The 26721-nt window shown below is 67.0% G+C and carries 32 protein-coding genes and 4 tRNA genes; 7 read left to right on the top strand and 29 right to left on the bottom strand.

Annotation, left to right across the window (positions count from 1 at the left end):
• Positions 1-14: 14 nt before the first annotated feature.
• The 9 genes from B0F77_RS30465 to rplJ form a co-directional block, all read right to left on the bottom strand.
• Entirely contained in the window at positions 15-1181 is a 1167-nt protein-coding gene (locus B0F77_RS30465) for an MCE family protein (RefSeq protein WP_086666438.1), read from the bottom strand.
• A complete protein-coding gene (locus B0F77_RS30460) occupies positions 1178-2179 on the bottom strand; it encodes an MCE family protein (protein ID WP_086666457.1) in 1002 nt (333 codons plus the stop codon). Before B0F77_RS30460 ends, B0F77_RS30465 begins: the two co-directional genes overlap by 4 nt.
• On the bottom strand, positions 2176-3207 hold the full coding sequence (locus B0F77_RS30455) for an MCE family protein (protein ID WP_086666437.1): 1032 nt from the start codon (positions 3205-3207) through the stop codon (positions 2176-2178). Before B0F77_RS30455 ends, B0F77_RS30460 begins: the two co-directional genes overlap by 4 nt.
• A complete protein-coding gene (locus B0F77_RS30450; RefSeq protein ID WP_086666436.1) occupies positions 3204-4523 on the bottom strand; it encodes an MCE family protein in 1320 nt (439 codons plus the stop codon). Before B0F77_RS30450 ends, B0F77_RS30455 begins: the two co-directional genes overlap by 4 nt.
• On the bottom strand, positions 4520-5329 hold the full coding sequence (locus B0F77_RS30445) for an MlaE family ABC transporter permease (protein WP_086666435.1): 810 nt from the start codon (positions 5327-5329) through the stop codon (positions 4520-4522). The genes B0F77_RS30450 and B0F77_RS30445 overlap by 4 nt, the downstream gene beginning before the upstream one ends.
• Positions 5329-6114, bottom strand: coding sequence for an MlaE family ABC transporter permease (locus B0F77_RS30440; RefSeq protein WP_086666434.1), 786 nt, complete (start codon positions 6112-6114; stop codon positions 5329-5331). Before B0F77_RS30440 ends, B0F77_RS30445 begins: the two co-directional genes overlap by 1 nt.
• Positions 6111-7166: an ABC transporter ATP-binding protein gene (locus B0F77_RS30435; RefSeq protein ID WP_086666433.1), complete on the bottom strand. Its 1056-nt coding sequence runs from the start codon at positions 7164-7166 to the stop codon at positions 6111-6113. The genes B0F77_RS30440 and B0F77_RS30435 overlap by 4 nt, the downstream gene beginning before the upstream one ends.
• Before the next feature lie 351 nt (positions 7167-7517).
• Positions 7518-7904 (bottom strand): 50S ribosomal protein L7/L12, encoded by a 387-nt coding sequence (gene rplL, locus B0F77_RS30430; RefSeq protein WP_086666432.1) that lies wholly within the window; start codon positions 7902-7904, stop codon positions 7518-7520.
• Positions 7905-7959: 55 nt separating this feature from the next.
• Positions 7960-8514 (bottom strand): 50S ribosomal protein L10, encoded by a 555-nt coding sequence (gene rplJ, locus B0F77_RS30425; RefSeq protein ID WP_086666431.1) that lies wholly within the window; start codon positions 8512-8514, stop codon positions 7960-7962.
• Positions 8515-8756: 242 nt separating this feature from the next.
• On the opposite strand from rplJ, the gene B0F77_RS30420 reads away from it, so the two are divergent.
• The gene (locus B0F77_RS30420) at positions 8757-9455 is read left to right on the top strand and encodes a hypothetical protein (RefSeq protein ID WP_086666430.1); all 699 of its coding nucleotides are present in this window, start codon (positions 8757-8759) and stop codon (positions 9453-9455) included.
• A gap of 9 nt (positions 9456-9464) precedes the next feature.
• Positions 9465-10235 (top strand): methyltransferase domain-containing protein, encoded by a 771-nt coding sequence (locus B0F77_RS30415; protein WP_086666429.1) that lies wholly within the window; start codon positions 9465-9467, stop codon positions 10233-10235.
• Here B0F77_RS30415 and B0F77_RS30410 read toward each other — a convergent pair.
• The gene (locus B0F77_RS30410) at positions 10212-11078 is read right to left on the bottom strand and encodes an NAD(P)-dependent oxidoreductase (protein ID WP_086666428.1); all 867 of its coding nucleotides are present in this window, start codon (positions 11076-11078) and stop codon (positions 10212-10214) included. The two genes, B0F77_RS30415 and B0F77_RS30410, sit on opposite strands and share 24 nt — an antisense overlap.
• 84 nt (positions 11079-11162) lie before the next feature.
• Here B0F77_RS30410 and B0F77_RS30405 point away from each other — a divergent pair, with 84 nt between their 5' ends.
• Positions 11163-12164, top strand: coding sequence for a GlxA family transcriptional regulator (locus tag B0F77_RS30405; protein WP_086666427.1), 1002 nt, complete (start codon positions 11163-11165; stop codon positions 12162-12164).
• Positions 12165-12175: 11 nt separating this feature from the next.
• Here B0F77_RS30405 and rplA read toward each other — a convergent pair whose 3' ends face one another.
• From rplA to B0F77_RS30345, 12 genes are all read right to left on the bottom strand, one after another.
• Positions 12176-12886, bottom strand: a complete 711-nt coding sequence (gene rplA / locus B0F77_RS30400) for a 50S ribosomal protein L1 (protein ID WP_086666426.1) — start codon at positions 12884-12886, stop codon at positions 12176-12178.
• An 80-nt stretch (positions 12887-12966) separates the two neighbouring features.
• Entirely contained in the window at positions 12967-13401 is a 435-nt protein-coding gene (gene rplK, locus B0F77_RS30395; RefSeq protein ID WP_030478269.1) for a 50S ribosomal protein L11, read from the bottom strand.
• An 87-nt stretch (positions 13402-13488) separates the two neighbouring features.
• Positions 13489-14280, bottom strand: coding sequence for a transcription termination/antitermination protein NusG (nusG, locus tag B0F77_RS30390; protein WP_086666425.1), 792 nt, complete (start codon positions 14278-14280; stop codon positions 13489-13491).
• Between the two features lie 40 nt (positions 14281-14320).
• Positions 14321-14734, bottom strand: coding sequence for a preprotein translocase subunit SecE (secE, locus tag B0F77_RS30385; RefSeq protein ID WP_086666424.1), 414 nt, complete (start codon positions 14732-14734; stop codon positions 14321-14323).
• A 37-nt stretch (positions 14735-14771) separates the two neighbouring features.
• A tRNA-Trp gene (locus B0F77_RS30380) sits at positions 14772-14844 on the bottom strand.
• 168 nt (positions 14845-15012) lie between these two features.
• On the bottom strand, positions 15013-15420 hold the full coding sequence (locus tag B0F77_RS30375) for a MaoC/PaaZ C-terminal domain-containing protein (RefSeq protein ID WP_086666423.1): 408 nt from the start codon (positions 15418-15420) through the stop codon (positions 15013-15015).
• Positions 15417-15866 (bottom strand): MaoC family dehydratase N-terminal domain-containing protein, encoded by a 450-nt coding sequence (locus B0F77_RS30370; RefSeq protein ID WP_086666422.1) that lies wholly within the window; start codon positions 15864-15866, stop codon positions 15417-15419. The genes B0F77_RS30375 and B0F77_RS30370 overlap by 4 nt, the downstream gene beginning before the upstream one ends.
• Positions 15867-15936: 70 nt before the next feature.
• A complete protein-coding gene (gene rpmG, locus B0F77_RS30365; protein ID WP_015105301.1) occupies positions 15937-16101 on the bottom strand; it encodes a 50S ribosomal protein L33 in 165 nt (54 codons plus the stop codon).
• 88 nt (positions 16102-16189) lie between these two features.
• Positions 16190-16262, bottom strand: a tRNA-Met gene (locus B0F77_RS30360).
• Between the two features lie 45 nt (positions 16263-16307).
• A tRNA-Thr gene (locus B0F77_RS30355) sits at positions 16308-16380 on the bottom strand.
• Between the two features lie 72 nt (positions 16381-16452).
• The gene (locus B0F77_RS30350) at positions 16453-19059 is read right to left on the bottom strand and encodes a putative bifunctional diguanylate cyclase/phosphodiesterase (RefSeq protein ID WP_086666421.1); all 2607 of its coding nucleotides are present in this window, start codon (positions 19057-19059) and stop codon (positions 16453-16455) included.
• A 160-nt stretch (positions 19060-19219) separates the two neighbouring features.
• Positions 19220-19972 carry a PhzF family phenazine biosynthesis protein gene (locus B0F77_RS30345; RefSeq protein ID WP_086666420.1) on the bottom strand — a complete coding sequence of 251 codons (753 nt, stop codon included), beginning with the start codon at positions 19970-19972 and terminating at the stop codon, positions 19220-19222.
• Between the two features lie 74 nt (positions 19973-20046).
• Between B0F77_RS30345 and B0F77_RS30340 the strand changes: the two genes are divergently transcribed.
• The gene (locus tag B0F77_RS30340) at positions 20047-20796 is read left to right on the top strand and encodes a GNAT family N-acetyltransferase (protein WP_158102859.1); all 750 of its coding nucleotides are present in this window, start codon (positions 20047-20049) and stop codon (positions 20794-20796) included.
• A 164-nt stretch (positions 20797-20960) separates the two neighbouring features.
• Positions 20961-21170, top strand: coding sequence for a hypothetical protein (locus B0F77_RS30335; RefSeq protein WP_245848832.1), 210 nt, complete (start codon positions 20961-20963; stop codon positions 21168-21170).
• A gap of 123 nt (positions 21171-21293) precedes the next feature.
• On the opposite strand, the gene B0F77_RS30330 is transcribed toward B0F77_RS30335, so the two are convergent.
• From B0F77_RS30330 to B0F77_RS30320, 3 genes are all read right to left on the bottom strand, one after another.
• Entirely contained in the window at positions 21294-21719 is a 426-nt protein-coding gene (locus B0F77_RS30330; protein WP_086666417.1) for a carboxymuconolactone decarboxylase family protein, read from the bottom strand.
• A 133-nt stretch (positions 21720-21852) separates the two neighbouring features.
• Positions 21853-22548: a protein phosphatase 2C domain-containing protein gene (locus tag B0F77_RS30325; RefSeq protein ID WP_086666416.1), complete on the bottom strand. Its 696-nt coding sequence runs from the start codon at positions 22546-22548 to the stop codon at positions 21853-21855.
• Between the two features lie 136 nt (positions 22549-22684).
• Positions 22685-22765: transfer RNA gene (locus B0F77_RS30320), tRNA-Tyr, on the bottom strand.
• A gap of 119 nt (positions 22766-22884) precedes the next feature.
• Between B0F77_RS30320 and B0F77_RS30315 the strand changes: the two genes are divergently transcribed.
• A complete protein-coding gene (locus tag B0F77_RS30315; protein WP_086666415.1) occupies positions 22885-23376 on the top strand; it encodes a YajQ family cyclic di-GMP-binding protein in 492 nt (163 codons plus the stop codon).
• Positions 23373-24245, top strand: coding sequence for a glucose-1-phosphate thymidylyltransferase RfbA (gene rfbA, locus B0F77_RS30310; RefSeq protein WP_086666414.1), 873 nt, complete (start codon positions 23373-23375; stop codon positions 24243-24245). Before B0F77_RS30315 ends, rfbA begins: the two co-directional genes overlap by 4 nt.
• Here rfbA and htpX read toward each other — a convergent pair.
• The 4 genes from htpX to B0F77_RS30290 are packed head-to-tail and all read right to left on the bottom strand — an operon-like array spanning position 24242 to position 26528.
• Complete coding sequence (gene htpX, locus B0F77_RS30305; RefSeq protein ID WP_086666413.1) at positions 24242-25102, bottom strand: zinc metalloprotease HtpX; 861 nt, start codon at positions 25100-25102, stop codon at positions 24242-24244. The two genes, rfbA and htpX, sit on opposite strands and share 4 nt — an antisense overlap.
• 18 nt (positions 25103-25120) lie before the next feature.
• Positions 25121-25573 carry a 4Fe-4S binding protein gene (locus B0F77_RS30300; protein ID WP_086666412.1) on the bottom strand — a complete coding sequence of 151 codons (453 nt, stop codon included), beginning with the start codon at positions 25571-25573 and terminating at the stop codon, positions 25121-25123.
• Positions 25570-26106 carry an NADH-quinone oxidoreductase subunit C gene (locus B0F77_RS30295; protein ID WP_086666411.1) on the bottom strand — a complete coding sequence of 179 codons (537 nt, stop codon included), beginning with the start codon at positions 26104-26106 and terminating at the stop codon, positions 25570-25572. The genes B0F77_RS30300 and B0F77_RS30295 overlap by 4 nt, the downstream gene beginning before the upstream one ends.
• A complete protein-coding gene (locus B0F77_RS30290) occupies positions 26103-26528 on the bottom strand; it encodes an NADH-quinone oxidoreductase subunit B (protein WP_211294130.1) in 426 nt (141 codons plus the stop codon). The genes B0F77_RS30295 and B0F77_RS30290 overlap by 4 nt, the downstream gene beginning before the upstream one ends.
• Positions 26529-26721 lie beyond the last annotated feature (193 nt).

Genomic DNA, 26721 nt, shown 5'->3' with positions numbered 1-26721 from the left:
CACTGCGCCTGTCTTCACTGGGGCACCCCCGCGAGCGGCAGGGGCAGCGGCAGCTTGCCCGCGTTCAGGTCACCGAGCACCTCGGCGGGCGACTTCAGCGGAATCGCCCCGGTCAGGATCGGTTCCAGCGACTTGCAGGTCTGCGTGAGCACCGGCGGCACGTTGTTCGGCGTCGCCTGCTGGATCAGCTTGCAGATCAGCACGATCGGCGGCTGGTTCAGCTCGTTGATGTTCGCGCGGGTGTCGAGCGTGCCGGACGCCGCGTTGTAGGAGTTCTGCAGGTTGCCCAGCGCCAGCGGTGCGACGTCGAGCGTCTCCGCCAGCGCGGCCCGCTGGTTCACCAGCACCTGCGTGATCGAGGCGAGTTTGTCCACATTGGACTTGAGCACCTCGCGGTTGTCCTTGATGAAGCCCTGCACCTGTCCCAGCGCGGTCGCCAGTTCCGACAGCGCGGCACCGAGGTCGCCGCGTTCGTCGGCGAGCATCTTCGACACGTCCGCGAGCTGCTTGTTGAAGTCGCGCACCTGGCTGTCGTTCGCCGCCAGCATCGCGGTGAACTTCTGCAGGTTGTCGACAGTGGCGAACAGGTCCTCTTTGGACCCGGACAACGTGCGGGTGGCCTGGCCGAGGTTCTTCAACGTGTCGTTGAGCGCCTGGCCGTTGCCTTCGAGGTTCTTCGCGGCCGCGTTCAGCAGATCCGCCAGGGCTCCGTCGGCGTTCGCACCGTTGGGACCCAACGCGGTCGTGAGCTTGTCCAGTGACGAATACAGGTCGTCCAGTTCAACGGGCGTTGCCGTGCGCTCGCGCGGGATCACGGCGTCGTCGCCCAGCGTCGGCCCACCGGTGTAGGCGGGTGCGAGCTGCACGTACCGGTCGCTGACCACGCTCGGCGCGACCACGACGGCCTGCGCGTTCTCGGGCACCCGCACATCGCGGTCGACGGTGAAGACGACCTTGACGGTCTTGCCCTCTGGCGTGACCTCGTCGATGGTGCCGACCTTCACGCCCAGCACCCGCACGTCACCGCCGGGGTAGACACCGACGGCCGCGGCGAAGTGCGCGGTGACCTTGCGTCCGTTCATGGTGCCGAAGACCCACCACAACGCGGCGGTCAGGACCAGCGCCAGCACACACGCGATCGCGATGAAACGGCCGGTCTTGCTCTGAACAGCTGAGGTCATCGCTGCACCCCCGGAGGCAGGCAGCCTTCCTCGTTGAACCCGACGACGCCGAGGTTCACCGAGGGCGGCAGCAGACCGCAGATGTAGGTGTCGAACCAACGGCCGTTGCCCAGGGTGTTCGCGAACACCCGGTAGAACGGGGCCATCAGCGCGAGGCTGCGGTCGAGGTTGTCCTGGTTGCGCTGCAGGATCGTGGTGACCCTGCCGAGCTGTTCCAGCGCGGGCTTGAGCTGGTTCTGGTTGTCCTGCACCAGACCGCTCAGCTCCCTGGCGAGATCACGGGTCCCGGTCAGCAACGCGCTGATCGACTCGCGGCGCTTGCGCAGCTCGCCGAGCAGCAGGTTGCCGTCCGAGAGCAGCTTCTCGAACTCCGCGTTGCGGTCGGCCAGCGTCTTGGACAGCGTCCTGGTGTTGTCCAGGAGCTTGGCCAGCTGCTCGTCGCGCGAGGAGATCGTCTTGGACAGCGCGGACAGGCCGTCCAGCGCGCCCCGCACGTGCTCCGGCGAGTTCTTGAAGGTGTCCGACAGGACCGTGAAGCTGTCCGCGAGCTGCTTGGTGTCGATCTGGCCGACGGTCGTCGCGAGCCCGTTGAACGCCTCGTTCACGTCGTACGGCGCGAGCGTGCGTTCCTTCGGGATCGGGTCACCGGGCGACAGCGGCGCGCTGCCCTGCGGGTCGAGCGCCAGGAACTTCTGGCCCAGCAACGTCTTGATGCGGATCATCGCGGTCGTCCGGTCGCCCACCCAGGCGTCCTTGACCTTGAACGTCACCCGCACCCGGTCGCCGTTGAGCTTGACCTTGGTGACCTTGCCGACCTTCACGCCGGCGACGCGGACCTCGTTGCCCGGCACCAGCCCCGCGGCCTCGCTGAAGTCCGCGGCATAGCTCGTACCGCCACCGACGATCGGCAGGTCGTCGGAGTAGAACGCGGCCAGCAACAGCAGGGCGATCAGTGTCAGGCTGATCGCGCCGGTCCTGATCGGGTTGCTCGTCTTCATCGGCGGCACCTCTGCTGTGTCACCGGCAACGCCGTGATCGGAATCGGGTTGGAGATGACCGGCGGCACGGCGATCTGACCGCTGGCCTCGCACAGGTAGAAGTTGAACCACGAGCCGTAGGTCGCGGTCCGCGTGATCGTCTCCAGCTTGTTCGGCAGGCGCTGCAGCATGCGGTCGACGAGCACCTCGTTGTCCGCCAGGTTCTTCGACACGAGACCGAGCTGCGCGATGTCGTTCTTCAACGGCTCGCGGCCCTGCTCCAGCAGCCCGGACGTGGCCTGCGTCAGGTCGCCGAGCGCGGTGATCGCGTCACCGATCGGCTGGCGGTCCTGCGCGAGCCCGGAGACCAGCGACTGCAACGTGATCACGAGGTTGTTGAAGTCCTCGTCGCGCGAGTTCACGGTGTCCAGCGCGGTGTTGAGGTTGTCGACGACCTCGCCGATCACCTTGTCCTTGCTCGCCAGCGTGCTGGTCAGCGAAGCCGTGTGCTGCAGCAGGCTGTCGATCGTGCTGCCTTCTCCCTGCAGCACCTGGATGATCTCGAACGACAGCTTGTTGACGTCCTCCGGCGACAGCGCCTGGAAGAGCGGCTTGAAGCCGTTGAACAGGACGGTGAGGTCGAGCGCGGCCTTGGTGCGCTCCAACGGGATGGTGCCGCCCTCGGGCAGCACCGCCTTGGTGTCACCCGTGCCGGCTTCCAGCGCGATGTACCGCTGTCCCACCAGGTTGCGGTACTTGATCGTCGCGGTGACGGCCTCCGGCAGCTTGCGGTCACCGTCGATCGAGAACTCGACCTCGGCGGTCTTGCGGTCGACGACCTTGATGCCGTCCACCTGCCCGACGCGGACGCCGGCGATGCGAATGTCGTCGCCCTCGTTCAGCGCGGTGACGTCGGTGAACCGCGCCTTGTACTCGGTGGCGCTGGCCAGGTTCACGTTGGCGATGGTGACCGCGAGCAGCGAGGTGGCGAGGATCGTGACCACCGCGAAGGCGATCAGCTTGAGCAGCGGGGCGAGCACGCCTTTCACTTGACCGTCACCTCCGTCCCCCGCACGAGCGGTCCGAGCAGCAGGCTCGACCAGCCGGGCATGTCCTGCGGATCCACGCCGATGCGCGGGCCGAACAGCGCCGCGATCAACCTGGCCTCCTCCGGCGAGTTGGCGAGCCTGAGCACGTTGTCCTGCGCCGACGACGTCGAGGTGTTGCCGGCGTTGGCGGGCGGCAGGGTCCCGTCGTTGGCGACGCGGGCGGGCGGCGGCGAACTGGAACCGTCCTGCACCGGACCCTCCGGCGGGTACTGCGGGAACGGGTTCGGCCGCGGCACGATGTCGTAGCAGCGGGGCCCGCGCTTGTCCTTGTACTCGGGCTCGTCGAGGTTCGGCTTGTACTTGCCGCGGTTCTGCGTGATCTCCAGCGTGATGTGCAGGCCGGGCTCGTTCGTGCCCTCGCCGAACGCCTTGCTGATGATCGGTTCGAACTCCGCGAGTCCCTTGAGCAGGCAGGGGTACTCGGGGGCGTACTTGGCCAGCAGGTCCAGCGTCGGGCGGCTGGTGTCGGCGAGCCCGATGATGTTGTTCTTGTTGACCGTGACGAAGCTGGTGACGTCCTGCGAGGTCGTGGTCAGCGACCCGTACAGCGCGAGGAGGTTGTCGCGCTGCTCGACGACGGTCTTGGTCGTCGTGGTCATGTCGTTGAGGGCCTGCAACAGGTCCGGCGCGGCGTCCGCGTAGACGTTCGAGACGTCCGCAAGCTTGGAGATGTCGTCCTTCAGCGCCGGCAGCTGCGGGTTGAGCTCGCCGAGGTACTTGTCCAGCGACACCAGGGTTTCGCCGAGCGGCTTGCCGCGGCCGTCGAGCGCCTGCGACAACGCGGTGAGCGTGGTGGCGAGCTTCTCCGGCTGGATCGCCTGCAGCACCGGCATCAGGTTGTCGAGCACGCGTTCCAGCTCGATCGCGCTGCTGGTCCGGTCCTGCTCGATGACGGCACCGGCCTTGATCGCGCCGCTCTTCTGCTGCGGCAGCACGAGGTTCACGTACCGCTCACCGAACAACGTCTTGGGCAGCAGGCGCGCGCTGACGTTGCCGGGGATCTGCTCGACCTTGTCCGGCAGCAGCGCGAGCTCCAGCTCGGCGCCGTCCCCGCTGGTGCGCACGGCCTTCACCGAGCCGACGATCAGGCCGCGGACCTTGACGTCGCTGGCCGTCTGCAGCTGGTTGCCGATGTGGTCGGTCTTGAGCGTGACCTTCACGTACTCGCCGAAGGCGTCCTTGTACAACGCCACCGTGAGCGACAGGAACATGGCGATCGCGAGAAGAAAGGCGATGCCCAGCACGCGTTTCTTCATCCCGCGATCCTCACCGTCGTCGTCGCTCCCCAGATCGCGAGGCTCAGGAAGAAGTCGAGCAGCGCCGTCGTGACGATCGCGGTCCGCACCGCGCGTCCGACCGCCACACCGACACCCGCGGGGCCGCCGCTCGCGCGGTAGCCGTAGTAGCAGTGGGTCATGATGATCACGACCGCGAAGACCAGCACCTTGCCGAACGACCAGAGCACGTCGATCGGAGGTAGGAACAGGTTGAAGTAGTGGTCATATGTGCCCGCCGACTGCCCGTAGAACTCGACCGTGATCGTTCTGGCGGCCAGATAGCTCGTCAGCAGACCGATCACGTACAGCGGGATGATCGCGACGAAGCCCGCGATGATCCGCGTGGTGACCAGGAACGGCAGGCTGGGAATGCCCATGACCTCCAGCGCGTCGATCTCCTCGGAGATCCGCATGGCGCCGAGCTGTGCCGTGAAGCCGGACCCGACCGTCGCACTCAGTGCGAGACCGGCGACCAACGGCGCGATCTCGCGGGTGTTGAAGTAGGCGGACACGAAGCCGGCGAACGCACTTGTGCCGATCTGGTTGAGGGCGGTGAAGCCCTGCAGACCGACGACCGTGCCCGTGAAAACACTGAGCCCGACCATCACACCGATCGTGCCGCCGATGACCGCGAGCGCGCCGGAACCGAAGCTGACCTCGGCCAGCAGCCGCATCGTCTCCTTCGAGTACCGCTTGAGCGCACGAGGCGTCCAGGCCAGCGCCTTGATGTAGAACGCCAACTGGTCGCCGAATCCGTCCAGAGTGGACAGGGCCTTGTTCGCCATCAGCTCCCCTTCGCGGGCACGACCTGCAGGTAGATCGTGGTGAGGACGAAGTTGACGAAGAACAGCAGCAGGAACGTGATGACCACGGCCTGGTTCACCGCGTCACCCACGCCCTTCGGCCCACCGGCCGGGTTGAGCCCCCGGTAGGCGGCGACGATGCCCGCGATGAACCCGAAGATCAGCGCCTTGAGCTCGCTGATCCACAGGTCCGGCAGCTGAGCCAACGCGCTGAAGCTGGCCAGGTAAGCACCGGGCGTGCCGTCCTGCATGATCACGTTGAAGAAGTACCCGCCGAGCACACCGACAACGCTCACCATGCCGTTGAGCAGCACGGACACCAGCATCGTGGCGAGCACGCGGGGCACGACCAGGCGATGGATCGGACTGACGCCGAGCACTTCCATGGCGTCGATCTCTTCGCGGATCTTGCGAGAACCGATGTCCGCACAGATCGCGCTACCGCCCGCACCCGCGATCAGCAGCGCCGTCACGATCGGACTGGCCTGCTGGATGATCGCGAGCACGCTGGCCGCACCGGTGAACGACTGCGCACCGATCTGCCGGGTGAGACTCCCCAGCTGCAACGCGATGACCGCGCCGAACGGGATGGAGACCAGCGCCGTCGGCAACACCGTCACGCTGACGATGAACCAGCTCTGCTGAATGAACTCGCGCAGCTGGAACGGCCGCCGGAACGAGGTCCGCACAACGTCGATACCGAGCTGGCACAACTTCCCGGTCTCCCGCAGCGCACCAGCGCCGGGGAACGTCGTCTGCGTGGTCACAGCACACCACCCTGCCGAGGCCACGGGCTGGGCGTAGGCGCGGCAGCATGCACCCGATACCGAGCCTGCTCCTCAGGCGTGAGGCTGGCGATGATCCCCTGCTGCGCCTCGTGCGGCAGCTGGTGAATGATCGACATGACCCGGTCCTTCCGCCGCCGCACCGCATCGCGGAACGGCAACCCGGGCGTCGGCTCCAACTGCGGCACGATCCCCCGCACATCACCCTCAGGCGACCCGTCCGAATGCCCGGCATCAGCGTGCGCCTGCTCGGCCGCCATCGTCGCCGTGTCCTTCTCCTCGGACATGCCGATGGGCCCAAGCCGACGCCCGTTCAAAAACTGCTCGACAACGGGCTCGTCACTGGTCAACAACACCTCACGCGGCCCGAACATGATCAGCTCGCGCCGGAACAACATCCCGAGGTTGTCCGGCACGGTCCGGGCAATGTTGATGTTGTGCGTGACAATGAGAATCGTCGCGTCGATCTGCGCGTTCAAGTCGATCAACAACTGGCTCAGATACGCCGTGCGCACCGGGTCGAGCCCGGAGTCCGGCTCGTCGCACAAAATGATCTCGGGGTCCAGCACCAGCGCCCGAGCAAGCCCAGCCCGCTTGCGCATACCACCGGAGATCTCACCGGGGAGCTTCTTCTCCGCGCCGACGAGACCGACCATCTCCATCTTCTCGAGGACGATGCGCCTGACCTCGGCCTCGGTCTTGCGAGTGTGCTCCCGCAACGGGAAGGCGATGTTGTCGTACAGGTTCATCGACCCGAACAACGCACCGTCCTGGAACAGCACCCCGAACATCTTCCGGATCTCGTACAACCGGTGCTCGGAGCACTTCACCAAATCAGTGCCATTAATGATGATCTTGCCTTTTTCCGGCTTGAGCAGCCCCACCAACGACTTCAGGAACACGCTCTTGCCGGTACCGGAAGGCCCGAGCATCACGCTGACCTCACCAGGCGGCAACGTGAGCGTCACGTCCTGCCAGATGGTCTGCTTGCCGAAGGACTTGGTCAGACCTTCGACGACCACCTCGACGCCCATCCGCACCTCCGCACACGCCCGACGACGCCGTGGCGATCGGCGTCACACCTGGGCAACGAGTTCGTTCGCGGCAGGTTACTCACCAGTTGGCCTAACGGCGGTTGCGTTCCGATAACGCCGCCGGTTCGTAAAGCACAAAACACCCACTTCCGTGCGTTTCAGACGGCACGCGGGGACCCTGCGTACCCACATGCGGTACGCGGGGTCCCCGCGTACCGCTCGCAAACACGTTTGGGTGATGTGTGCCACACGTCGGGCGGGTACGCAAAAACGGGCGTGCACCCCCGTTGAAAGGTGCACGCCCGTTTCAGGCACTGCGAGGCAAAGCGCAGACCCCCGAAGGGGCCCAGATCACTTGAGGGTGATCTTGGCGCCGGCAGCCTCGAGCTTCTCCTTGGCGGCGTCGGCGACGTCCTTCGCCACGTTCTCGAGGAGCGGCTTCGGAGCGGACTCGACCAGCTCCTTGGCCTCCTTCAGGCCCAGGCCCGAGACGACCTCGCGGACGACCTTGATGACCTGGATCTTCTTGTCGCCAGCGCCCTCGAGGACGACGGTGAACTCGTCCTTCTCCTCGGGAGCCTCAGCGGCGGCACCGGGGCCCGCAACAGCGGCAACGGCGACGGGCGCGGCGGCGGTGACCTCGAAGGTCTCCTCGAACTGCTTCACGAACTCGGACAGCTCCAGGAGGGTCATCTCCTTGAAAGCGTCGAGCAGCTCGTCGGTGCTGAGCTTCGCCATGATCGGCGTTCCTTTCTATGTCCCGCGCGAAAGCGTCGGGTGTGTCTTCGGGTGATCAGCTTTCGGCGGGAGCGTCGGCCTCGGCGGCGGGAGCCGCGGCAGCCTTCTTCTCCTGCAGGGCAGCAGCCAGGCGAGCGACCTGGGAAGCCGGGGCGTTGAACAGACCCGCGGCCTTGGCCAGGTTGCCCTTCATCGCGCCCGCGAGCTTCGCGAGCAGCACCTCACGGCTTTCGAGGTCCGCGATAGCGGTGACCTCGTCGACCGAGAGCGGACGGCCATCCATGTAGCCGCCCTTGATGACCAGGGCCTTGTTGTCCTTCGCGAAGTCACGGATCGCCTTGGCGGCGTCGACGGGCTCGCCCTCGACAAACGCGATGGCGGTCGGACCGGACAGGAGAGCCTCGAGGCCCTCGACGCCGGCGTCCGCAGCGGCCAGCTTGACCAGCGTGTTCTTCGCGACGGTGTACTTGGTGCCCGCGCCGAGAGCGCGACGCAGCGTGGTGAGCTGCGCCATGGAGAGGCCACGGTACTCAGTGACAACCGCTGCCGAGCTGGTGCGGAACTGATCCGCAAGCTCAGCGACCGCCGTAACCTTCGTGGGCTTCGCCATGATCGCCTCCTCTCTGGGCTGGGTTAGACCGCCAGCCGAGAAGGCTCCGAAACAACAAAAACGCCCACGCGCACAAGCAGCACGGGGCGTTGCAAGAGCTAGCCTCGTCCTCCCTGCGCGGGCCGCCCGTGTTGCAACGGGGCCTTCGTTCTCCTCGCGGAGAAAACCAGCGGTCTTCGGTAGAACCGTTGAAAACAGTACTCGACTGTGTACTGCCGGACCAAATCGGCATGATGTGACCTGTGACAGACGAGCCCGGCAAGGACCTCGCGCCCCGCCAGCCGCAGCCTCCGGCCCCGCAGATGGACCCGGAGCAGCTCAGGCAGTTCCAGGAGTTCCAGCGCTTCCAGGAGTACCAGCGCTACCAGGAAGCGACGGGCCAGGCACCCCAGCCGCCCAGGCAGCAGGGCAACCGCTGGTGGCTCGTCGTCCTGGGCAGCCGGATCTTCTGGCGCGCGCTGTTCTTCGTCCTGGTCGTCGGCTCCGTGATCTGGGCCTACAACCACTTCTTCGGCGTGGACGACCCCGGCGACATCGCGCAGGACAGCGGCGGCGTCACCGGTCCGGCGCAGGGCCTCGCCGCCCCGGCCGGCCTGCAGGGCACCGTGGGCATGTTCTACAAGCACGTCTCGTTCGCCGACACCACCCGCGCCTGCACCCTGTTCCTCCGCGACGACACGCGCCAGAAGTTCGCGAACGCCTACGGCGCAAGCGATTGCGCTGCCGCGGTCAAGGACCTCAAGACCAAGGTGACCAGCGTCGACAAGTACCAGCAGGTCATGTTCCCGCCGGAGATGCTCAAGACGCCGACCAGCGACAAGGTCACCATCGACTCCTGCTCGCTGACCGTGGAGGGCGGCCCGCGCCTGGGCACGTTCGTCGTGGAAAAGGTCAAGAACGGCTGGGTCATCACCGACTGGTCCCCCAGCACCTGTGGTTGATTGGGGTGCATGGCAGATGCACTGGGGGTGCCGAGCCCCGACAAGGCCGCGTACATGGACAACGTCGCCGCCGTCGCCGTCGACTACAAACGGCAGCTGCTCGACCTGCTCCAGCTCGAACCCGGCCTGAAGGTCCTCGATCTGGGTTGCGGCCCCGGCGCGGATCTCACGGCGATGGCCGACGAGGTCGGGACGTCCGGCCGGGTCGTCGGCGTCGACATCGACCCGAAGATGGTCGAGGCCGCGAACACCCGGTTCCACGACCAGCCGCACGTCGAGATCCGCCTCGGTGACGGCCACGCGCTGCCGTTCGAGGAGGCCACCTTCGACCGCGCGAGGATGGACCGCGCGCTGCAGCACGTGGCAGATCCCGCCGCCGTCCTCGCCGAACTCCTCCGGGTGCTGAAGCCCGGCGGTCTGCTGCGGATCGGCGAACCCGACTGGGATTCGCTGGTGGTCGACGGCGACCTGGAGATGAACCGCGCGTTCAACCGTTTCACCTGTTCGACGATGGTCCGCAACGCCACCGTCGGCCGTCAGCTCGCGCGGCTGGCGCGGGTGGCCGGCTTCGAAATCGACGAAGTCCGCACCGCGTCGCAGGTGTTCCACGACTTCGCCCAGGCGGACAAGATCTTCGCCTTCACCCGCAACACCGAACGGGCGATCCGAGCCGGCGCGATCGAGCGCGCGGACGGTGAACGATGGCTGACGGAACTGCGGACCGGCGACTTCCTGGCCGCACCACTGATGTTCCTGCTAGCCGCGCGCAAACCCTTGTGACACAAAGGACTCGACCGCACGGGCGAGGCTCAGCGCACCGTGCCCTTCGTCGACCTGCCGGTCCACCAGCGCCTTGAGCGAGCCGAGCGCCGCGAAGGGAACACCCTGTGCCTCGCTCGCCCGGATGAGCGTGGCCAGTCCCGACTGGTTCATGGCGAGGCTCGACTCCGCGTTGTCGTAGTTCCCGCCGTCGATCTCCTCGGCGAACGTGACCAGCGCCGGGTGCATGTCCGTCAGCCAGGACAACAGCATCGGCGTCAGCTCGGTGGCCTTGATGCCATCGGCTCGCGCCAGCGCGGCCGCGTGCAGGAAGCCGCCGATCAGGCCGTACATCCCGGAGAGGATCGCCACGTCGAGCGCCGAGGCTCGGCCGGCGTCCGCACCGACGAAAACGACCTTTCCCAGTAATGCCAACTGGTTCTGCCAGCGTTCGACCACGGCCGAGGAGCCGCTGTAGTTGATGGAGGACTCGGCCGTGCCGATCGTCTGGGGCACCGCGTACACCGCGCCGTGCAGATACTCGGCTCCGGCGGCCGCCGCCCAGCGTGCGAGCTCGCGGGCCTCGGCGGGAGTGCCGGAGGTGAGGTTCACCAAGGCCCGGCCGCGCACGTCCACACCGCGCAGAACCTGTTGTGCCGCTTGGTGGTCGAGCACGGCGACCACGACGAGCTCACTCGCCGCGACGGCCTCGGCCGCCGTGGTCGCGACGGTCGCCACAAGCCCCGCGGCCTTTGCGGCAGAACGGTTCCAGACCGTGGTGGGGTGGCCTGCTCGCACGAACGTCTCGGCCAGCGCGCGTCCGAGGTTGCCGAGGCCCAGCACGGTGATCGCTTCAGGTGTCATGCGTCCAGCTTCGCCGCGGTTGATCAACTCAACCAGTGACCGGAATGACCCCTGTCACCAAATTCCTGCCATAGGCTGGATCCCATGAGCGCTGGATCCGTCGCCCTGATCGTTCCCAGCGACTTCGGTGTCCTGGACCTCTACGAGCTGGGCATCCCCGCAGCCATCTTCGGCACGCCGCAACCCGACCTCGCCGACCCCTGGTACGAGTTGTGGTTGTGCGGCACCGAGACCCGCACGCGCGGCACCGATCCGGGATTCTCCCTGCGCAGCACTCGCGGACTCGATGACATCGTGAACGCGGACACCGTCATGGTGTCGTGGGTGCCGGACGAGGTCATCGAGGAGAACGCACCTGTCCCGCCCGAGCTGGTCTCGGCGCTGCGCAAGGCTCACGACAACGGCGCGCGGATCGTGTCGGCGTGCGTGGGGGCGTACGCGCTGGCCGAAGCCGGTCTGCTCGACGGACGAAGGGCCACCGCGCACTGGATGCACACCGCCCTGCTCGCCGAGCGCTACCCGAAGGTCCAGGTCGACGACTCCCAGCTGTACATCGACGAGGGCGACGTGCTGACCAGCGCCGGCATGTCCGCCGGACTCGACATCTGCCTGCACCTGGTCCGCCGCGACCTGGGCGCCCACGTCGCGAACCAGCTCGCTCGCCGGATGGTGGTGCCGGGACATCGCCCCGGCCACCTCGGCCAGTACGTCGACCTCCCGCTCCCCGCCGGCGACGACGAGGGCCTGGAGCCGGTCCTGGACTGGGCTCGTGCCCGTCTCGACGAGCCGCTCACCATCGACGACCTGGCTCGTCGCGCCGCCGTGAGCCCGCGGACGTTCTACCGCCGGCTCCACGCCGCCACCGGTACGACGCCGTTGCAGTGGCTGCTCGGCGAACGCATCGCCAGGGCACAGGCCCTGCTGGAGACCACGAACCTTCCGGTGGAGAGGATCGCGGGGTTGAGCGGCATCGGCACGGCGAACAACCTCCGCCACCACTTCCTCAAGCAGGTGGGCGTTTCGCCGAGCGACTACCGGCAGCAAAAGGCCCCGGTGCCGAAGCACCGGGGCCTTTCAGAAAGCTAGAACCGCGAGGCTCAGGCCTCGTCCACCAGCATGTTGCGGGTGCGGTTCGGGTCGACCGGGATGCCAGGGCCCATCGTCGTGGAGACGGTGACCTTCTTGACGTACCGGCCCTTGGCGGCGGACGGCTTCGCACGAAGAACCTCGTCCAGAGCGGCCGCGTAGTTCTCGACCAGCTTCTCCGAGTCGAACGACACCTTGCCGATGACGAAGTGCAGGTTGGCCTGCTTGTCAACGCGGAAGTTGATCTTTCCGCCCTTGATGTCGTTCACGGCCTTCGAGACCTCGGGGGTCACGGTGCCGGTCTTCGGGTTCGGCATCAGGCCACGCGGGCCCAGGATGCGGGCGATGCGGCCGACCTTCGCCATCTGGTCGGGGGTCGCGATCGCGGCGTCGAAGTCGAGCCAGCCACCCTGGATGCGCTCGATCAGGTCCTCGGAGCCAACGGCGTCCGCACCGGCGGCCTCGGCCTCAGCGGCCTTGTCACCGGTTGCGAAGACGATCACGCGGGCGGTCTTGCCCGTACCGTGCGGCAGGTTCACGGTGCCGCGGACCATCTGGTCGGCCTTGCGAGGGTCGACGCCGAGGCGGATTGCAACCTCGACGGTGGCGTCCAGCTTCACCTTGGACGTTTCCTTGGCGAGCTTGGCGGCCTCCAGCGGCGAGTACAGCCGCTCCCGGTCCACCAGCTCGGCGGCGGCCTTGTAGGCCTTGCTGCGCTTCATAACTTCTGTCCTTACCGTGGATCAGTTCGTGGTGAATGAGCCGCGCTCGGCTCTCCCACGCTTGCTAGTAAAGGGTGCGATCAGCCTTCGACCGTGATGCCCATGGAACGGGCGGTGCCTGCGATGATCTTCGCGGCCTGGTCGATGTCGTTCGCGTTCAGGTCGACCATCTTGACCTGGGCGATGCTGCGCACCTGCTCCATGGTCACCTTGGCGACCTTGACGCGGTGCGGCTCGCCCGATCCCTTGTCGACACCAGCGGCGGCGAGGATGAGTCGCGCGGCCGGCGGGGTCTTCAGCTTGAAGTCGAACGAGCGGTCTTCGTACACGGAGATCTCAACCGGCACGACCTGACCACGCTGCGACTCGGTCGCGGCGTTGTAGGCCTTGCAGAACTCCATGATGTTGACGCCGTGCTGACCAAGCGCGGGACCGACGGGCGGCGCCGGGTTGGCGGCACCAGCCTTGATCTGCAGCTTGATGATCGCTGACAGCTTCTTCTTCTTGGGTGGCATTGTCCGTACTTCCTGTTATTGCGGTGTCCGCGCGCGGCCCTGCCAGCCGCAGCGTGGCCGATCGGTCCCCTCGCGAGAGGGAACCGCTCAGATCTTGGAGACCTGGCTGAACGACAGCTCGACCGGCGTCTCCCGGCCGAAGATCGACACCAGGACCTTCAGCTTCTGGCCGTCCGCGTTGACCTCGCTGATCGTTGCGGGCAGCGTGGCGAACGGGCCATCCATGACGGTGACCGACTCGCCGACCTCGAAGTCGACCTCGATGGTCGGCTTCGGCGCACTGGTGGAGGCGGCCTTCTTGCCCTCGGCCGGCTTCTGCTCGCCCTGGGGGAGCAGGAACTTCAGCACCTCGTCGATCGTGAGGGGCGAGGGCTTCGAGGTGGCTCCGACGAACCCGGTCACGCCCGGCGTGTTGCGGACGGCGCTCCAGGACGCGTCGGTGAGCTCCATGCGGACCAGGATGTAGCCGGGCAGCACCTTGCGCTGCACCAGCTTGCGCTGGCCGTTCTTGATCTCGGTGACCTCTTCGGTCGGCACCTCGACCTGGAAGATGTAGTCCTCCATGTCGAGCGTGTGGATACGCGTCTCGAGGTTCGCCTTGACCTTGTTCTCGTAACCGGCGTACGAGTGCACGACGTACCAGTCGCCGGGCGCGTGGCGCAGGGCCTGACGCAGCTCTTCGGCGGGGTCGGCGATCTCTTCGTCGATCGGGGTCTCGTCGATGGCGAGAACGTCAACGTCCTCGTCGGCCTCGACGGCGTCCTCTTCGGAGTCCACAGCCTCCGACTCGACCGTCTCGTCCGTCGCGGTGTCTTCCGACACCTCGTCGTCGATGAGGTCGGTCTTCTCCTGGGCGTCGACGCCGTTATCGGAGGTCACTGTGGATCTCGCTTCCTGATTGCAGCGGCAGCTGTCCGGCTCAGCCGAACAACTCGAAAACAGCCGCGCCGAAGCCGAGGTCGAGAGCCCACACCAGCGCAACCATGAACACCACGAACACCAGGACGACGCCGGTGTACGTGACGAGCTGCTTGCGCGTCGGCCAGATCACCTTGCGGAGCTCGCCGACGACCTCGCGGATGTAGCGGAAGAACCGCCCGATCAGCGAGGGACGCTTCTCCTGTCCTTCACGGGTCTTGGTCGGGCGACCCTTCTTCGCGTCCTCGTCCGACTCGTCGGACTTGACGACGCTCTTCTTCGACTCAGCGCTGCTGCCGTCCTTGCGGGCGGCCGGGCGTGAGGAGGCACGACGTTCACGTCGCGCCGCAGCAGTGGACGGCCGGACAGCGCCTTCGCGCTCCTCCGGCTGGTCCTGCTCGCGGCCCTCGCTCATGCCGTGCCTCCACTCCACCCATGACGCGCTTCGACAGCAGGGGCGACAGGACTTGAACCTGCAACCTGCGGTTTTGGAGACCGCTGCTCTGCCAGTTGAGCTACACCCCTTTGAGATCCACGCGAGATCCCCTGGCCAAGCAGGAAGTGTACGGGAGCCTGTCCCGTCCATTCCAACCAGACCGCTCAAGCACTTGCCGAGCGGCCTGTCGCACAGCCTACCCACACGCGAGCCGAGAAGACGAATCAGGGTCGGGCAACTGAGCCCGACCCCGTGTGTCAAGAAACACGTACGCGCGCAAAAGCGCCGGTCAGGACCGACTTGCCGGCAAAAGCCGCGTTGATGTTGACCTTCACAGTTCCGTCTTCGAAGTCCTTGGTGACCTTCGCGGTCACCTCGACCAGCGCGCCCTCGCCGTCGTTGGGCACCACGACGGGCCGGCCGAACCGGCAGCCGTACTCGACGATCGCGCCGGGGTCGCCGATCCACTCCGCGACGATCCGCGAGGCCACGGCCATGGTCAGCATGCCGTGCGCGATGACGTCCGGCAGGCCGACGTCCTTCGCGGTCTTCTCGTTCCAGTGGATGGGGTTGAAGTCCAGCGAGGCGCCCGCGTAGCGCACCAGGTCGTCACGCGTGAGGCGGACGGACAGCGCCGGCAGCTCGGTACCAACTTCGACGGTCACGCGTCTTCTCCCCTCACGACGAGCATCGACTTGGCGGTGGTGACGAGCTCGCCGTCGACCGTGCTGATCTCGGTCCGCACGGTCACCATGTCGTTGCCCATGCGGGCCGTGATGGCGTCGATGTGCGCCACGCTGACGAGCTGGTCGCCCGCGGTGATGGGGCGGTGGTGGGTGAAGTTCTGGTCGCCGTGCACGACGCGGCTGTAGTCGAGCTTCAGCTCCGGGTCGAACATGACCGTCTCGTTGGTCTTCATCGACACCACGATCGCGAACGTCGGTGGCGCGATGACGTCCCTGTGCCCCAACGCCTTGGCGGCTTCGGCGTCGCGGTAGGCCGGGCTGGTCGCACCGATGGCGTCGGCGAACTCGCGGATCTTCTCGCGGCTCACGTCGTACGGCTGCGACGGCGGATAACTACGTCCGATGAAGCTGGGGTCGAGAGGCACCCGAAGAGCCTATATGCGACGAGGCCCGCCCCAGGTGTGGGACGGGCCTCGTGCGGAAGCTGCTACGCGCTCAGCGGGTTTCCTTGTGCGCGCGGTGCGTCTTGCAGTTCGGGCAGAACTTCTTGATCTCCAGGCGGTCCGGGTCGTTGCGCCGGTTCTTCCTGGTGATGTAGTTCCGGTGCTTGCACTCCTCGCACGCGAGGGTGATCTTCGGGCGTACGTCGGTTGCAGCCACGGTCCTTGCCTTCCTGAGAGCGCACTTGCCCCGGCCCCAGAGTGAGGCACCCGGTGCGGGCTTACCGCCCGGCGGGGATCTTGCTGAGTAGCGGTGGCCGGACTTGAACCGGCGACACAGCGATTATGAGCCGCTTGCTCTACCAACTGAGCTACACCGCTTTACACAACTCAAGCCGCAGCGCTCAGCACTGCGGCCAGTTGTAGAGCCCCTTTACGGAATCGAACCGTAGACCTTCTCCTTACCATGGAGACGCTCTGCCGACTGAGCTAAAGGGGCCAGCTCTTCGTTCCTGCTGACACGCAGAACTCTACAACACGCCTCAACCAAGAACGAAATCCGGGGGTGCCATTAGTGCACCAGCGTGAGCACCGTCTCATCGCGAGCACCCCTGACCTGCACCGTTCGGGCGCGCAGCCACGCCTCGAAGCGGTCCTCGGACAGCGGCCTGGAGATCAGGTACCCCTGGGCGACATCGCAGCCCATGCCCACGAGTTGATCGCGAGCGGCGTCGTCCTCGACGCCCTCCGCGACGACCACGAGACCGAGCGAATGGCCGAGCTCCACGATCGACCGGACCACGGCCATGTCGCCGAGATCCGTGCCCATCCCGAGCACGAACGACTTGTCGATCTTCACCTCGTCGACCGGCAGCTGCCGCAGGTACGCGAGCGACGAGTAGCCGGTGCCGAAGTCGTCGACCGCCAGCACGACACCGATCGCGTGCAGGCGCCGCAGCACCGGCAGAGCGCGCTCGGGATCGGCCATGACGCCCGACTCGGTGAGCTCGAAGGTCAGCAGCCCGGACGGCACGTCGTGGCGTTCAAGAGCGGCCGACACGCGATTCGGGAAGTCCTCGTCGCCCAGCGTCCGCACGGACAGGTTGACCGCGATGGACATCCGCAGCCCGCGGTCGAGCCAGCGGCGCACGCGTTCCAACGCCCGGTCCATCACGAAGTCCGTCAGCACGTCCACCAGCCCGGTGGCCTCGACGGCCGGCACGAACTCGTCCGGATCGACGCGGCCGAACTCCGGATGTGTCCAGCGCACCAACGCTTCCGCGCCCACCACCTGGCGGGACGGCAGCGCCACCTTCGGCTGGTAGTGCACGGAGATCTGCCCGGTCTCGACGGCCTGGCGGAACTGCGTCACGAGCTGGAAGCGGCGCAGGAACAGGTGCCCCATCGAAGGCGCGTAGGCCTTCACCGGCGTGCCTTCCGACGTCGCGCGCACGGCGACGTCCGCCCGCTGCAGCAACGCGTCCGGGTCCGGGTCCTCGGTCTCGGAGTCCGCTTTGGACGCGTATCCGACGACCGCGGAGGCCTCGACCGTGAGCCGATCAACGGGATAGGGCACGGAAAGCCCGGCGCGCAGTCGTTCGGCGATCGTGTGGGCCTCACCGACACGCGAGTCGTCGAGGAACGCGGCGAACGCGCCACCCTCCAGGCGTGCCAGCGGCACGTCGGCTCCGAGGGCATCGCGCAGCCGGCGTCCGGCCGCGACGACCATGCGGTTTCCCCAGGCCTGGCCGAGCGCGTCAGAAACCGTCGACAAGATGTCGAGGTCGATTCGCAGCACCACTCCCTTCTGGGAGTCGCGCAACGGCTCGGCGCACGCTTCGCGCAGGCCAGGGCGGTTCAGCAGACCGGTCAGCGGGTCGTGGTAGGCGTCGTGGCGCAGGCGGGCCAGCAGACGCCGGTTGTCGACGGCCGTCGCGAGGTGTGAGGCCAGCGTGCGCAGGAGCTGGATGTCCGCCTTGCCGAAACCACGCCAGCGCGAGAGCCGGTCGTGCGCCTCGACCGCGCCGAGCAGCTGGGTCGCGCCGCGCAACGGGACGACCAGCGCTTCTTGCGCATCACGGCGCAGCAAGGCCTCCGTGACGTCCTCGGTCGCGTCGGCCACGCGGTAGTAGCGGACGTGCGTGCCGGGCAGCTGCAGGACCGGGTCCTCGCGCACGGCCCGCGGGTCGGTCGCGGTCATCTCGTCGGGCAGCGGTTCGCCGGCGACGAGGGTGATCATGGCTTCCTGCGGGTCGGTGCGCAGGCGCAGCACGACCCTGTTCGCGTTGAGCTGCTCGCGGATGCGTTCCGCGATGAGCTGCCACTCGTCCTCTTCCACGCCCGTGGTGAGGTCGTCATCGGGCTGGCGCGGTCCGGTGCCGTGCTGTCCCGACCTCGCGACACGGAGGCTGACCTCGCTCAACGCCTCGAGGTCGCGCTGTTCGCGCAGCAGTCCCGAGTAGGCGAGGTAGGTGGCCACGATGCCCGCGAGCACCAGGATGATCAGGACGCCGCCCCACTCGGTGGTGGAGACGATCTGGTAGCCGACGAGGCCGGCCGAGGTGTTCAGCAGCGCCACGACGAGCGTCTGCAGGACGAGACGAAGGCTGTTGCCGACGCGCATCGACTTGCCCATGAGCCGCAACGCGCAGAGGCCCAGCACGCTCGCGAGCATCGGCACGGTGATCGTGCCGACGAAGGCGCCCGCCCAGAACGGCCCGCCCGGGCCGATCATCCGCTTCACGGCCTCCGCGGCCGCGAACGCCACGGAGATCTCCATGAACATGAGGCCCGCGTTGTAGACGGCGCGGTCCAGGATCCGCCTGCCGAGCAACGTGCCCACGCCCGCGACCACGTGCGCGGCGAGCACGACCTCGAACGGGGCCACCAGAAGACCCAGCACCAGCGGGATCTCGGTGAAGGAGATCGTCCACGCGACGCCGCTGCGGACGTCGACGTTGATGGCGAGCTGTTCCGCCAGCAGGAAGCCGACGACGAGAAGGGGGCCGATCCAGAAGAGGGAGGTGGTCTCCTTCTCCGGAAGCCACGCCGCGACCATGCCGGCGCAGACGACACCGGCCACCAGGAGGGTGACGGCGAACGCGCTGAACGCTCGGTTGGTCGACTTGGCCGACCAGGCGGCCGAGTCCGACACGGGGGCCGACGCTCGGTCGGACATCCAGCCTCCTCGTCGGCCTGGGGTGAGGGAAACCTCTAGGCGTGACTGAGGGGTCCCGCACTTGGCGATCAGGACCCCTCCAGGGGCACCAATGTACCCCGCTCGGGGGACGAAATGGCAGGTCGAGCACCCCGTGTGACTTCGATTCACCCAGACGTGGCTACCCGCTCAGGTGCCCCCGGAGCACCGTCACGGCTTGCCCGGAGAGCAGTACGCGATCTTGGGCGAGGGTGGTCCTGACGAACCCGCCGCGCGGCGACGCCTGCTCCGCCAGCAGGTCAGCGCGCTGGAGCCGAGGCACCCAATAGGACGCCAGCGTGCAGTGGGCCGATCCGGTGACGGGGTCCTCCGGGATGCCGACAGCCGGATAAAAACAGCGACTCACGACGTCTGCTTCACCGTCGCCAGTCGCCGTCACGATTACTCCGCGTGACGGGATCTGTGTCAGTCCTTGGACGTCAGGTCGCAAGGAACGGACTTCCGCCGCGCTTCCCAACTCGATCAGGTAGTCGAAGCGCCCACGTGAGACGGACTTGATCGTCGCATGTGGCAGCGCCTCTGCTAGACCGATTGGCGGGTCAGTCAACTCTGGAGGGTCGGCCGGGAAGTCCATCCGGACCCATCCATCGTCATTTGCGCATGTGAGCACGCCACTACGCGTGGTGAACTCCTGCTCGCCGCCTAGCACATGAGCGGTGGCGAGGGTGGCGTGTCCGCACAAGTCGACCTCGGCCTCCGGCGTGAACCAGCGCAGGTGGTTGTCCGGGGTGACGAAGGCCGTGTCGGCGTGCTTCATCTCGGCGGCGACCTGTTGCATCCAGGTGTCGTCGCGCGGTTCGGTCAGGAGCACGACAGCGGCGGGGTTGCCCGCGAAGGGCTTGTCGGTGAACGCGTCCACGACATGGATCTCCACAGCCCGACCCTGCCATGTTCAGATGTGGCGTGACCGAGATTTTCTCTTACCGCGAGACAGATCCGGACTCCCTCATGCCCACGTGGGGAGCGTTGCGCACGCACGGCCTCAGTTGGCAATCCGGCTGGGACCTGCCCGCGCTGCTCGACGAGTGGGAGACCCGCCTCACCGGCCTCGACGACCCGGACACCGCGGCGATCGTGACGTTGCCGAGCCACGAGACCGGCGACGCACTTCCGTTGATACGGCACGGTTTCGCGCCGCTGGTCGTGATCGCCGAACGCCTCGCCCAGCGCGTGACGCCGCAACGGCCGTCCGATGTGCACGTCCGGCCCGCGACGCACGCCGATCTGGACGTCGCGATCGCGTTGAACTTGGAGACCATCAGGTACGACGCCGCGTTCGGGATGGTCAGCGAACGCCCGAACAGCGCACGCCACCTGCGCACAGCGCTCACCGAGGTGCTCGATCGCGACGACGAGGCGATGTGGCTCGCCGTTCGTGACGACACGCCCGTCGGCATGGTTTACGTCGACATGCCGACGGACGCGGGGTGGATGGAGCGGTACGCGGAAGCGCGCCCGTTCGCCTACCTCGGCCATCTCGGCGTGCGTCCGGACGTCCGCGGCAGCGGTGCGGGCAGCGCGCTCGTGGCGCACGTGCACGACGTGCTGGACCGGGCCGGCGTGGCATCGACGCTGCTCCACCACGCCCTGCCGAACCCGCGCTCGACGCCGTTCTGGTATTCGCACGGCTATCGGCCGCGCTGGACGATGTGGGTTCGGCGCCCGGCTCTGCGCTCATCCTCCGGCGTGTCTTCGTGACCCGAACGGCCTAGTGGGACATGATCTACCCGTTCACACAAGCGAAGAAGCCAAACGAACCCGTACTTGTGGAACGAATCCGGCCTCTATTTCGACAAAGGGGTAGCGGATTCGGACACCACACCTGGGGGGTCGAAATGGAACTCAGCGGAAGAGCGAGAGCGATGCTGCGGGCGGTCGCCGCAGGACGTGCCGAGGTCACCGGCGGCACGGAGCCCGAACTGTACGTCGACGGACTGCCTTGCTGCGACCAGATGGCGACGCACGACCTCGTGCACGCGGGCTTGCTGCGCCCCACGCAGCCGACAAGCTTCGGTCTGCGCGTCTGCGCGGAACTGACCGACGACGGCCGGGCAGCGCTCGCCGCCAGTTGACCGGCGTGTTGATCGCCCAATGATCGAACATCTGTTCGATATGGGGTATGCTCCGCGCTGAGGCCGGCACGCAAGAGAGAGGAAGCTCTTGCGCGCCGGCTTCAACCTTGTCGCAGGCCTTGCTCAGGCCACCTTCTGCTGCGTGGCCACGTTCATCCGGTTCCACAGGTTGATCGCGCCGATGGCGATCACGAGACCCGCGAGCTGCTCCTCGGTGTAGTGCCTCGCGGCCTCGTCCCACACGGCGTCGCTGACGTGCACGCGCGTGACCTCCTCGGCGAGCGCGAACCCGGCCTTCTCCGCCTCGGTGTAGTACGGGACGTCCCTCCAGCCGGCCACCGCGTAGACCTTCTCGTCCGCCACGTTCGCCTTGCGCAACAACTTGGTGTGGTAGTCGATGCACGCGCCGCAGCCGTTCATGATGCTGACCCGCAGGCAGATCAACTCGACGTAGTCCGCGTCCAGGCCCGTCTTCCCGGCGGCCGCGGACAGGTCCAGCAGCGCCTTCATCGCGCCGGGCACGGACATGATCGGGTTGGCGATCCTCATCTTCGTTCTCCCTGTCTCTCTTCGTCTTCTGCTTGGTCGACCCGGCAGGCGACGGATGTGTGACAGGTAGTTCGAAGATTTTTCCTACGCGGTCAGCCCCTGGCCGAGGCCGCCGTCGACCGCGAGCCGAGCGTCACCGTTCGAGATAAACGACGGTCGCGTCGTCGGAAACCTTCTTGCGCGGCCATTCGACGGCCTTGACGTCTTCTTTCTCGACCGCGCGCATTTTGCGGATCAGATCGTCCGGCCCGTTCGCCGCCATCAGTTCGAGCGCCTTGGGCCAGTCGAAGAGACCGAACAGGTCGACGGCCCGCGCGGCGCCGTCGGAGAGGATCGCGACGCGGCGCACGTCCGACAACGGAATCTCACCCGTGAGCGCGTGCTCGACGTCCGCGGGGTTCGCACCGGCCGTGCGGCTCGTCCGCGTGTCGCTCACGACGTGCAGCTCGCGCTTGGTGTCGACCACGACCGTGGCGTCGCCCAACACCAGGTACCGCAGCACGTCGTCCTTGATCTGCACCAACCCGACCGCCGCACTGGGGCTGTCCGGGTGGGCGAGGTCGCAGGTGCCGGAGTGCAGCTCAGCAGCCTGCTCGATGGCCTCCGCCAGCGCCGGAGCCGGCCCGAGGTGCGCGAACCGCAGCAGCTCCGCGGCCAGCTGGTCGGCAAACCAGCCGACGCTGTGCTCGCAGCCGTTCTCGGGCTTGGCCGTGACGCCGTCGAGCACGGCGAGCAGATTCGGGCCAACCAACGCCCGGTCCTCGCTCGGCGCCGTGGATCTTCCCGCCTCGGTTGCCATCTGCGTGCGCACAGCGTCCCCTTCGTCCATGCCTCCAGGCCCACCGAACTTTGGCACGCCCCCGGCACGAACCGCGATACAGGCCTGGTTCGAGTCGCACACAACCTGAGAACACTACAAAGGCCCTGTGACCAGTCACCTGGTCACAGGGCCTTATGTCCTGCTGTGGCGGGTAGAGGATTCGAACCTCTGTAGCTTTCGCGACGGATTTACAGTCCGCTCCCATTGGCCGCTCGGGCAACCCGCCCCACACCGCCGTAACGGTGCAAGCGGAACAATACATAACCCCTTCGGGAGGCCCCAAATCGGGGTACCCCAGTAGCATCGACGCTGGCTGTGACCCCGAGATCGTTGAGGAGTGAAGTCGTGGCGGACCCGTCGTTCGACGTGGTGAGCAAGGTGGACCGGCAGGAGGTCGACAACGCGCTCAACCAGGCGGCCAAGGAACTGAGCACGCGCTTCGACTTCCGCGGGACCAACACCACCGTGGCCTGGGCCGGCGAGGAGGCGATCACCTTCACCTCCGAGACCGAGGAGCGCTGCAAGGCTGCGATCGACGTCTTCCAGGAGAAGCTGGTCAAGCGCAACATCTCGATGAAGGCGTTCGAGGTGGGCGAGCCCGCGGTGTCCGGAAAGGTGTTCAAGGTCACGGGAAATCTCGTGCAGGGCATCACGTCCGAGAAGGCCAAGGAGATCGCCAAGAAGATTCGTGACGAGGCGCCCAAGGGTGTGCAGGCGCAGATCCAGGGCGACCAGCTGCGGGTGTCCGGCAAGAAGAAGGACCACCTGCAGGACGTCATCGCCCTGTTGAAGGGCTCTGACTTCGGCATCGCCCTCCAGTTCACCAACTACCGGTGAAGGGCATCGTCCTCGCCGGTGGCAGCGGGACGCGCCTGCACCCGATCACACAGGCCGTCTCCAAGCAGCTGCTGCCGGTGTACGACAAGCCGATGATCTACTACCCGCTGTCGGTGCTCATGCTGGCCGGCATTCGCGAGGTGTTGATCATCTCCACGCCGACGGACTTACCGCTGTTCCGCCGCCTGCTGGGCGACGGGTCGCAGTGGGGCATGGCGTTCTCCTACGCGGAGCAGGCCATGCCGAACGGGCTCGCGGAGGCGTTCGTCATCGGTGCGGACTTCGTCGGTGACGACGACGTGGCGCTGGTGCTGGGCGACAACATCTTCTACGGCCAGGGCTTCTCCACGACTCTGACGCACCACGTGTCCACTTTGGACGGTTGCGTGCTGTTCGGGTACCAGGTGAAGGACCCCGAGCGGTACGGCGTGGGTGAGGTCGACGCGACCGGGAAGCTGCTGTCCATCGAGGAGAAGCCGGCGAAGCCGAAGTCGAACCGGGCGATCACCGGGCTCTACTTCTACGACAACGGTGTGGTCGACATCGCGCGGAACCTCAAGCCGTCGCCGCGTGGCGAGCTGGAGATCACCGACGTCAACCTGCACTACCTGCGCGAGGGCCGGGCGCAGCTGGTGGACCTGAGCCGCGGGTTCGCGTGGCTCGACACCGGCACGCACGACTCGTTGCTCGAGGCCGGGCAATTCGTGCAGGTGTTGGAGCACCGGACCGGCGTGCGCATCGCGTGTCCTGAGGAGATCGCGCTGCGCATGGGCTTCATCTCCGCCGAGGAGTGCTACGCGCTCGGCGAGAAGCTCGGCAAGTCCGGATACGGCGAGTACCTCATGGCCGTGGCGAAGGTCGGGCGCTAACGCCTGGCCATCTCTTCGAGCCGGCGGATGCGGTCGGCGATCGGCGGATGGGTCGAGAACCACTTCGCGTACTGCTCCCCCGAGCGGAACGGGTTCGCGATCATCAGGTGGCTCTGCGACACCACCTCCGGCTCCGGTGCGAGCGGCGCCGCCCGCGTCCCCAGCTCGATCTTGCGCAACGCGCTCGCCAGTGCCAGCGGGTCGCCGGTGAGTTCGGCGCTGGACTCGTCGGCCTGAAACTCGCGTGAGCGGCTCACGGCCAGGCGCACCACGGTGGCCGCGATCGGACCGAGCAGTGCGATCAGCAACAGGCCGAGCGGGCCGGGGCCGTCGTCGTCCCCGTCACCGCCGAAGATGCCGGCGAGCAGGGCGAGGTTCGCGAGCATCGTGATCACGCCGGCCAGCGCGCCGGCCACGCAGCTGATCAGGATGTCGCGGTTGTAGACGTGCGAGAGCTCGTGGCCGAGCACGGCGCGCAGTTCGCGTTCGTCGAGCAGGTCCAGGATGCCCGTGGTGCAGCACACGGCGGCGTTGCGCGGGTTGCGGCCCGTCGCGAACGCGTTCGGTGCGATGGTCGGGCTGAGGTACAGCCTCGGCATGGGCTGGCGCGCCTTCTGCGACAGCTCCCGCACGATCGCGTACAGGAGAGGTTGCTCCACCTGCGACACCTGCTGGGCACGCATCGCACGCAGCGCGAGCTTGTCGGAGTTGAAGTACGCGTAGGCGTTCACGCCCAAGGCCAACACCAGGCCGATGAGCAGTGCGGTCCGGCCGAACAAGCTGCTGATCAGCACGATCAGCGCGCTCATCCCGCCGAGCAGCACGGCCGTCTTCAACCCGTTGAAGTGCTTGTGCACGGTTCCGCCTCCGGGTCTTTACGTCCTACCTCTCAACGAACCAGGCCGCCTGCCGGTTCCGGTGGCCGTTTCCGGCGCGGCTTCCGCGGCCGGGTCGAGCGGTGGCGGCGGTGGCACCTTCTCGACCCACGTGGCGAGCACGTCCCGTTCGTGCACGAGTTCCGCGACGGCGCCCTCGCCCTCGATCGAGCCCGTTCCCGGATAGCCGAACTCCGGTGCCCAGTGCAGGGCGTCGAACGGGCAGACCTCGACGCAGATGCCGCAGTAGAGACATTGGCCGTAGTCGATCGCGAACCGGTCGAGCACGTTGCGGCTGCGCGGCCTCGCTGAGCCGGGCTGCTGCTCGACCTCGGTGTGGCTCGTGATGTGGATGCACCAGTCAGGACACTCGCGCGCGCAGATCATGCAGACCGTGCAGTTGGCGTCCAACAGCGCGATGACACCCCTCGTGCGTGGGGGAAGGTTCGTCACGACTGCTCCTCTTCACTGGCACGTTCTCTGCGCGGGCCCCACGACGGGTCGGGCACGCCAGGTGGTGCGGTGCGGCGGCGGCTCGGGGCGCTCGTGTTGTCCTCACCCGGTTCGAGCGCGCCCGGCCAGGGACGCACGACGCGCGAGGCCAGCACGAAGTCCTTGCGCAGCGGGTGGCCCTGGAAGCTTTCGGGCAGCAGCAGGTGCTCGGGTTCGCTGTCTACGGTGATGCCGAACATCTCCGCGGCCTCGCGCTCGTGCCAGCGCGCGCCCTTCCAGAGGTGGGCGATGCTCGGCAACGCGTCGGCCTGGCCCAGTTCGGTCCGCAGCATCACGCCTTCGCGCGTCCGCGGGTTGATGACGTGCAGGAACACCGCGTGGCGTTGCCCGGCGGCTCCCGGCCGGCCGGCGTCCTCGACGCCGAGCCAGTCGAACATCACGCAGCCGTTCGCGTGGTGGTCCGCGGCCGTGGTGAGCCAGTCGGTGAGTTCGACGTGGTGGACCGTCTGGCCGAACGCGGTCTTCGCGGTCATGCGCTCACCAGCCGGTGCAGGGCTTTGAGACCTTCGAGCAGCGCTTCCGGCCGCGGCGGGCAGCCGGGAACGGCGACGTGGACCGGCAGGGCCTGGTCGATCCCCTTGGTGACGCTGTAGGAATCCCAGTACGGGCCGCCGGTGTTGCTGCAGGCGCCCACGGAGATCACGTAGCGGGGTTCGGGCATGGCCTCGTAACTGCGGATCACAGCAGGCAACATGGCGTCCGTGACGGTGCCGGAGACCACGAGAACGTGTGCCTCGCCCGCGCCGTCGACCGGCGTGACGCCGAGGCCGGGAAGGCGGTCGAGAGCTGCCATCACCTCGACTCCACAGCAGGCGAGCCCGAGTTCGAGGACGGTGACCCGGTAGGTGGTGCCCCAGTTCAGGACAACACTGTCCGGGCGAGCGGAAACGGTCACAACCAGCGAGGGTAATACTTGGGGGCCCGCCGGCTTGCGCCTGGCGGACCCCCACCCCCCAATGATTCCCCCCGGAATCGGCTCCCACGCGTGGTCGCCGCAGATAGCTTTGTACACCGCACGATATGTGTCCAGGGATTTGCCAACAGGATCTGCAGATAATTTGTCAGCGAAATGCGGTCAAGTTCAGTTC

The sequence above is a fragment of the Lentzea kentuckyensis genome (genome assembly GCF_002150765.1).
GTDB lineage: Bacteria > Actinomycetota > Actinomycetes > Mycobacteriales > Pseudonocardiaceae > Lentzea > Lentzea kentuckyensis.
This window is presented reverse-complemented; position numbering and strand designations above follow the sequence as displayed.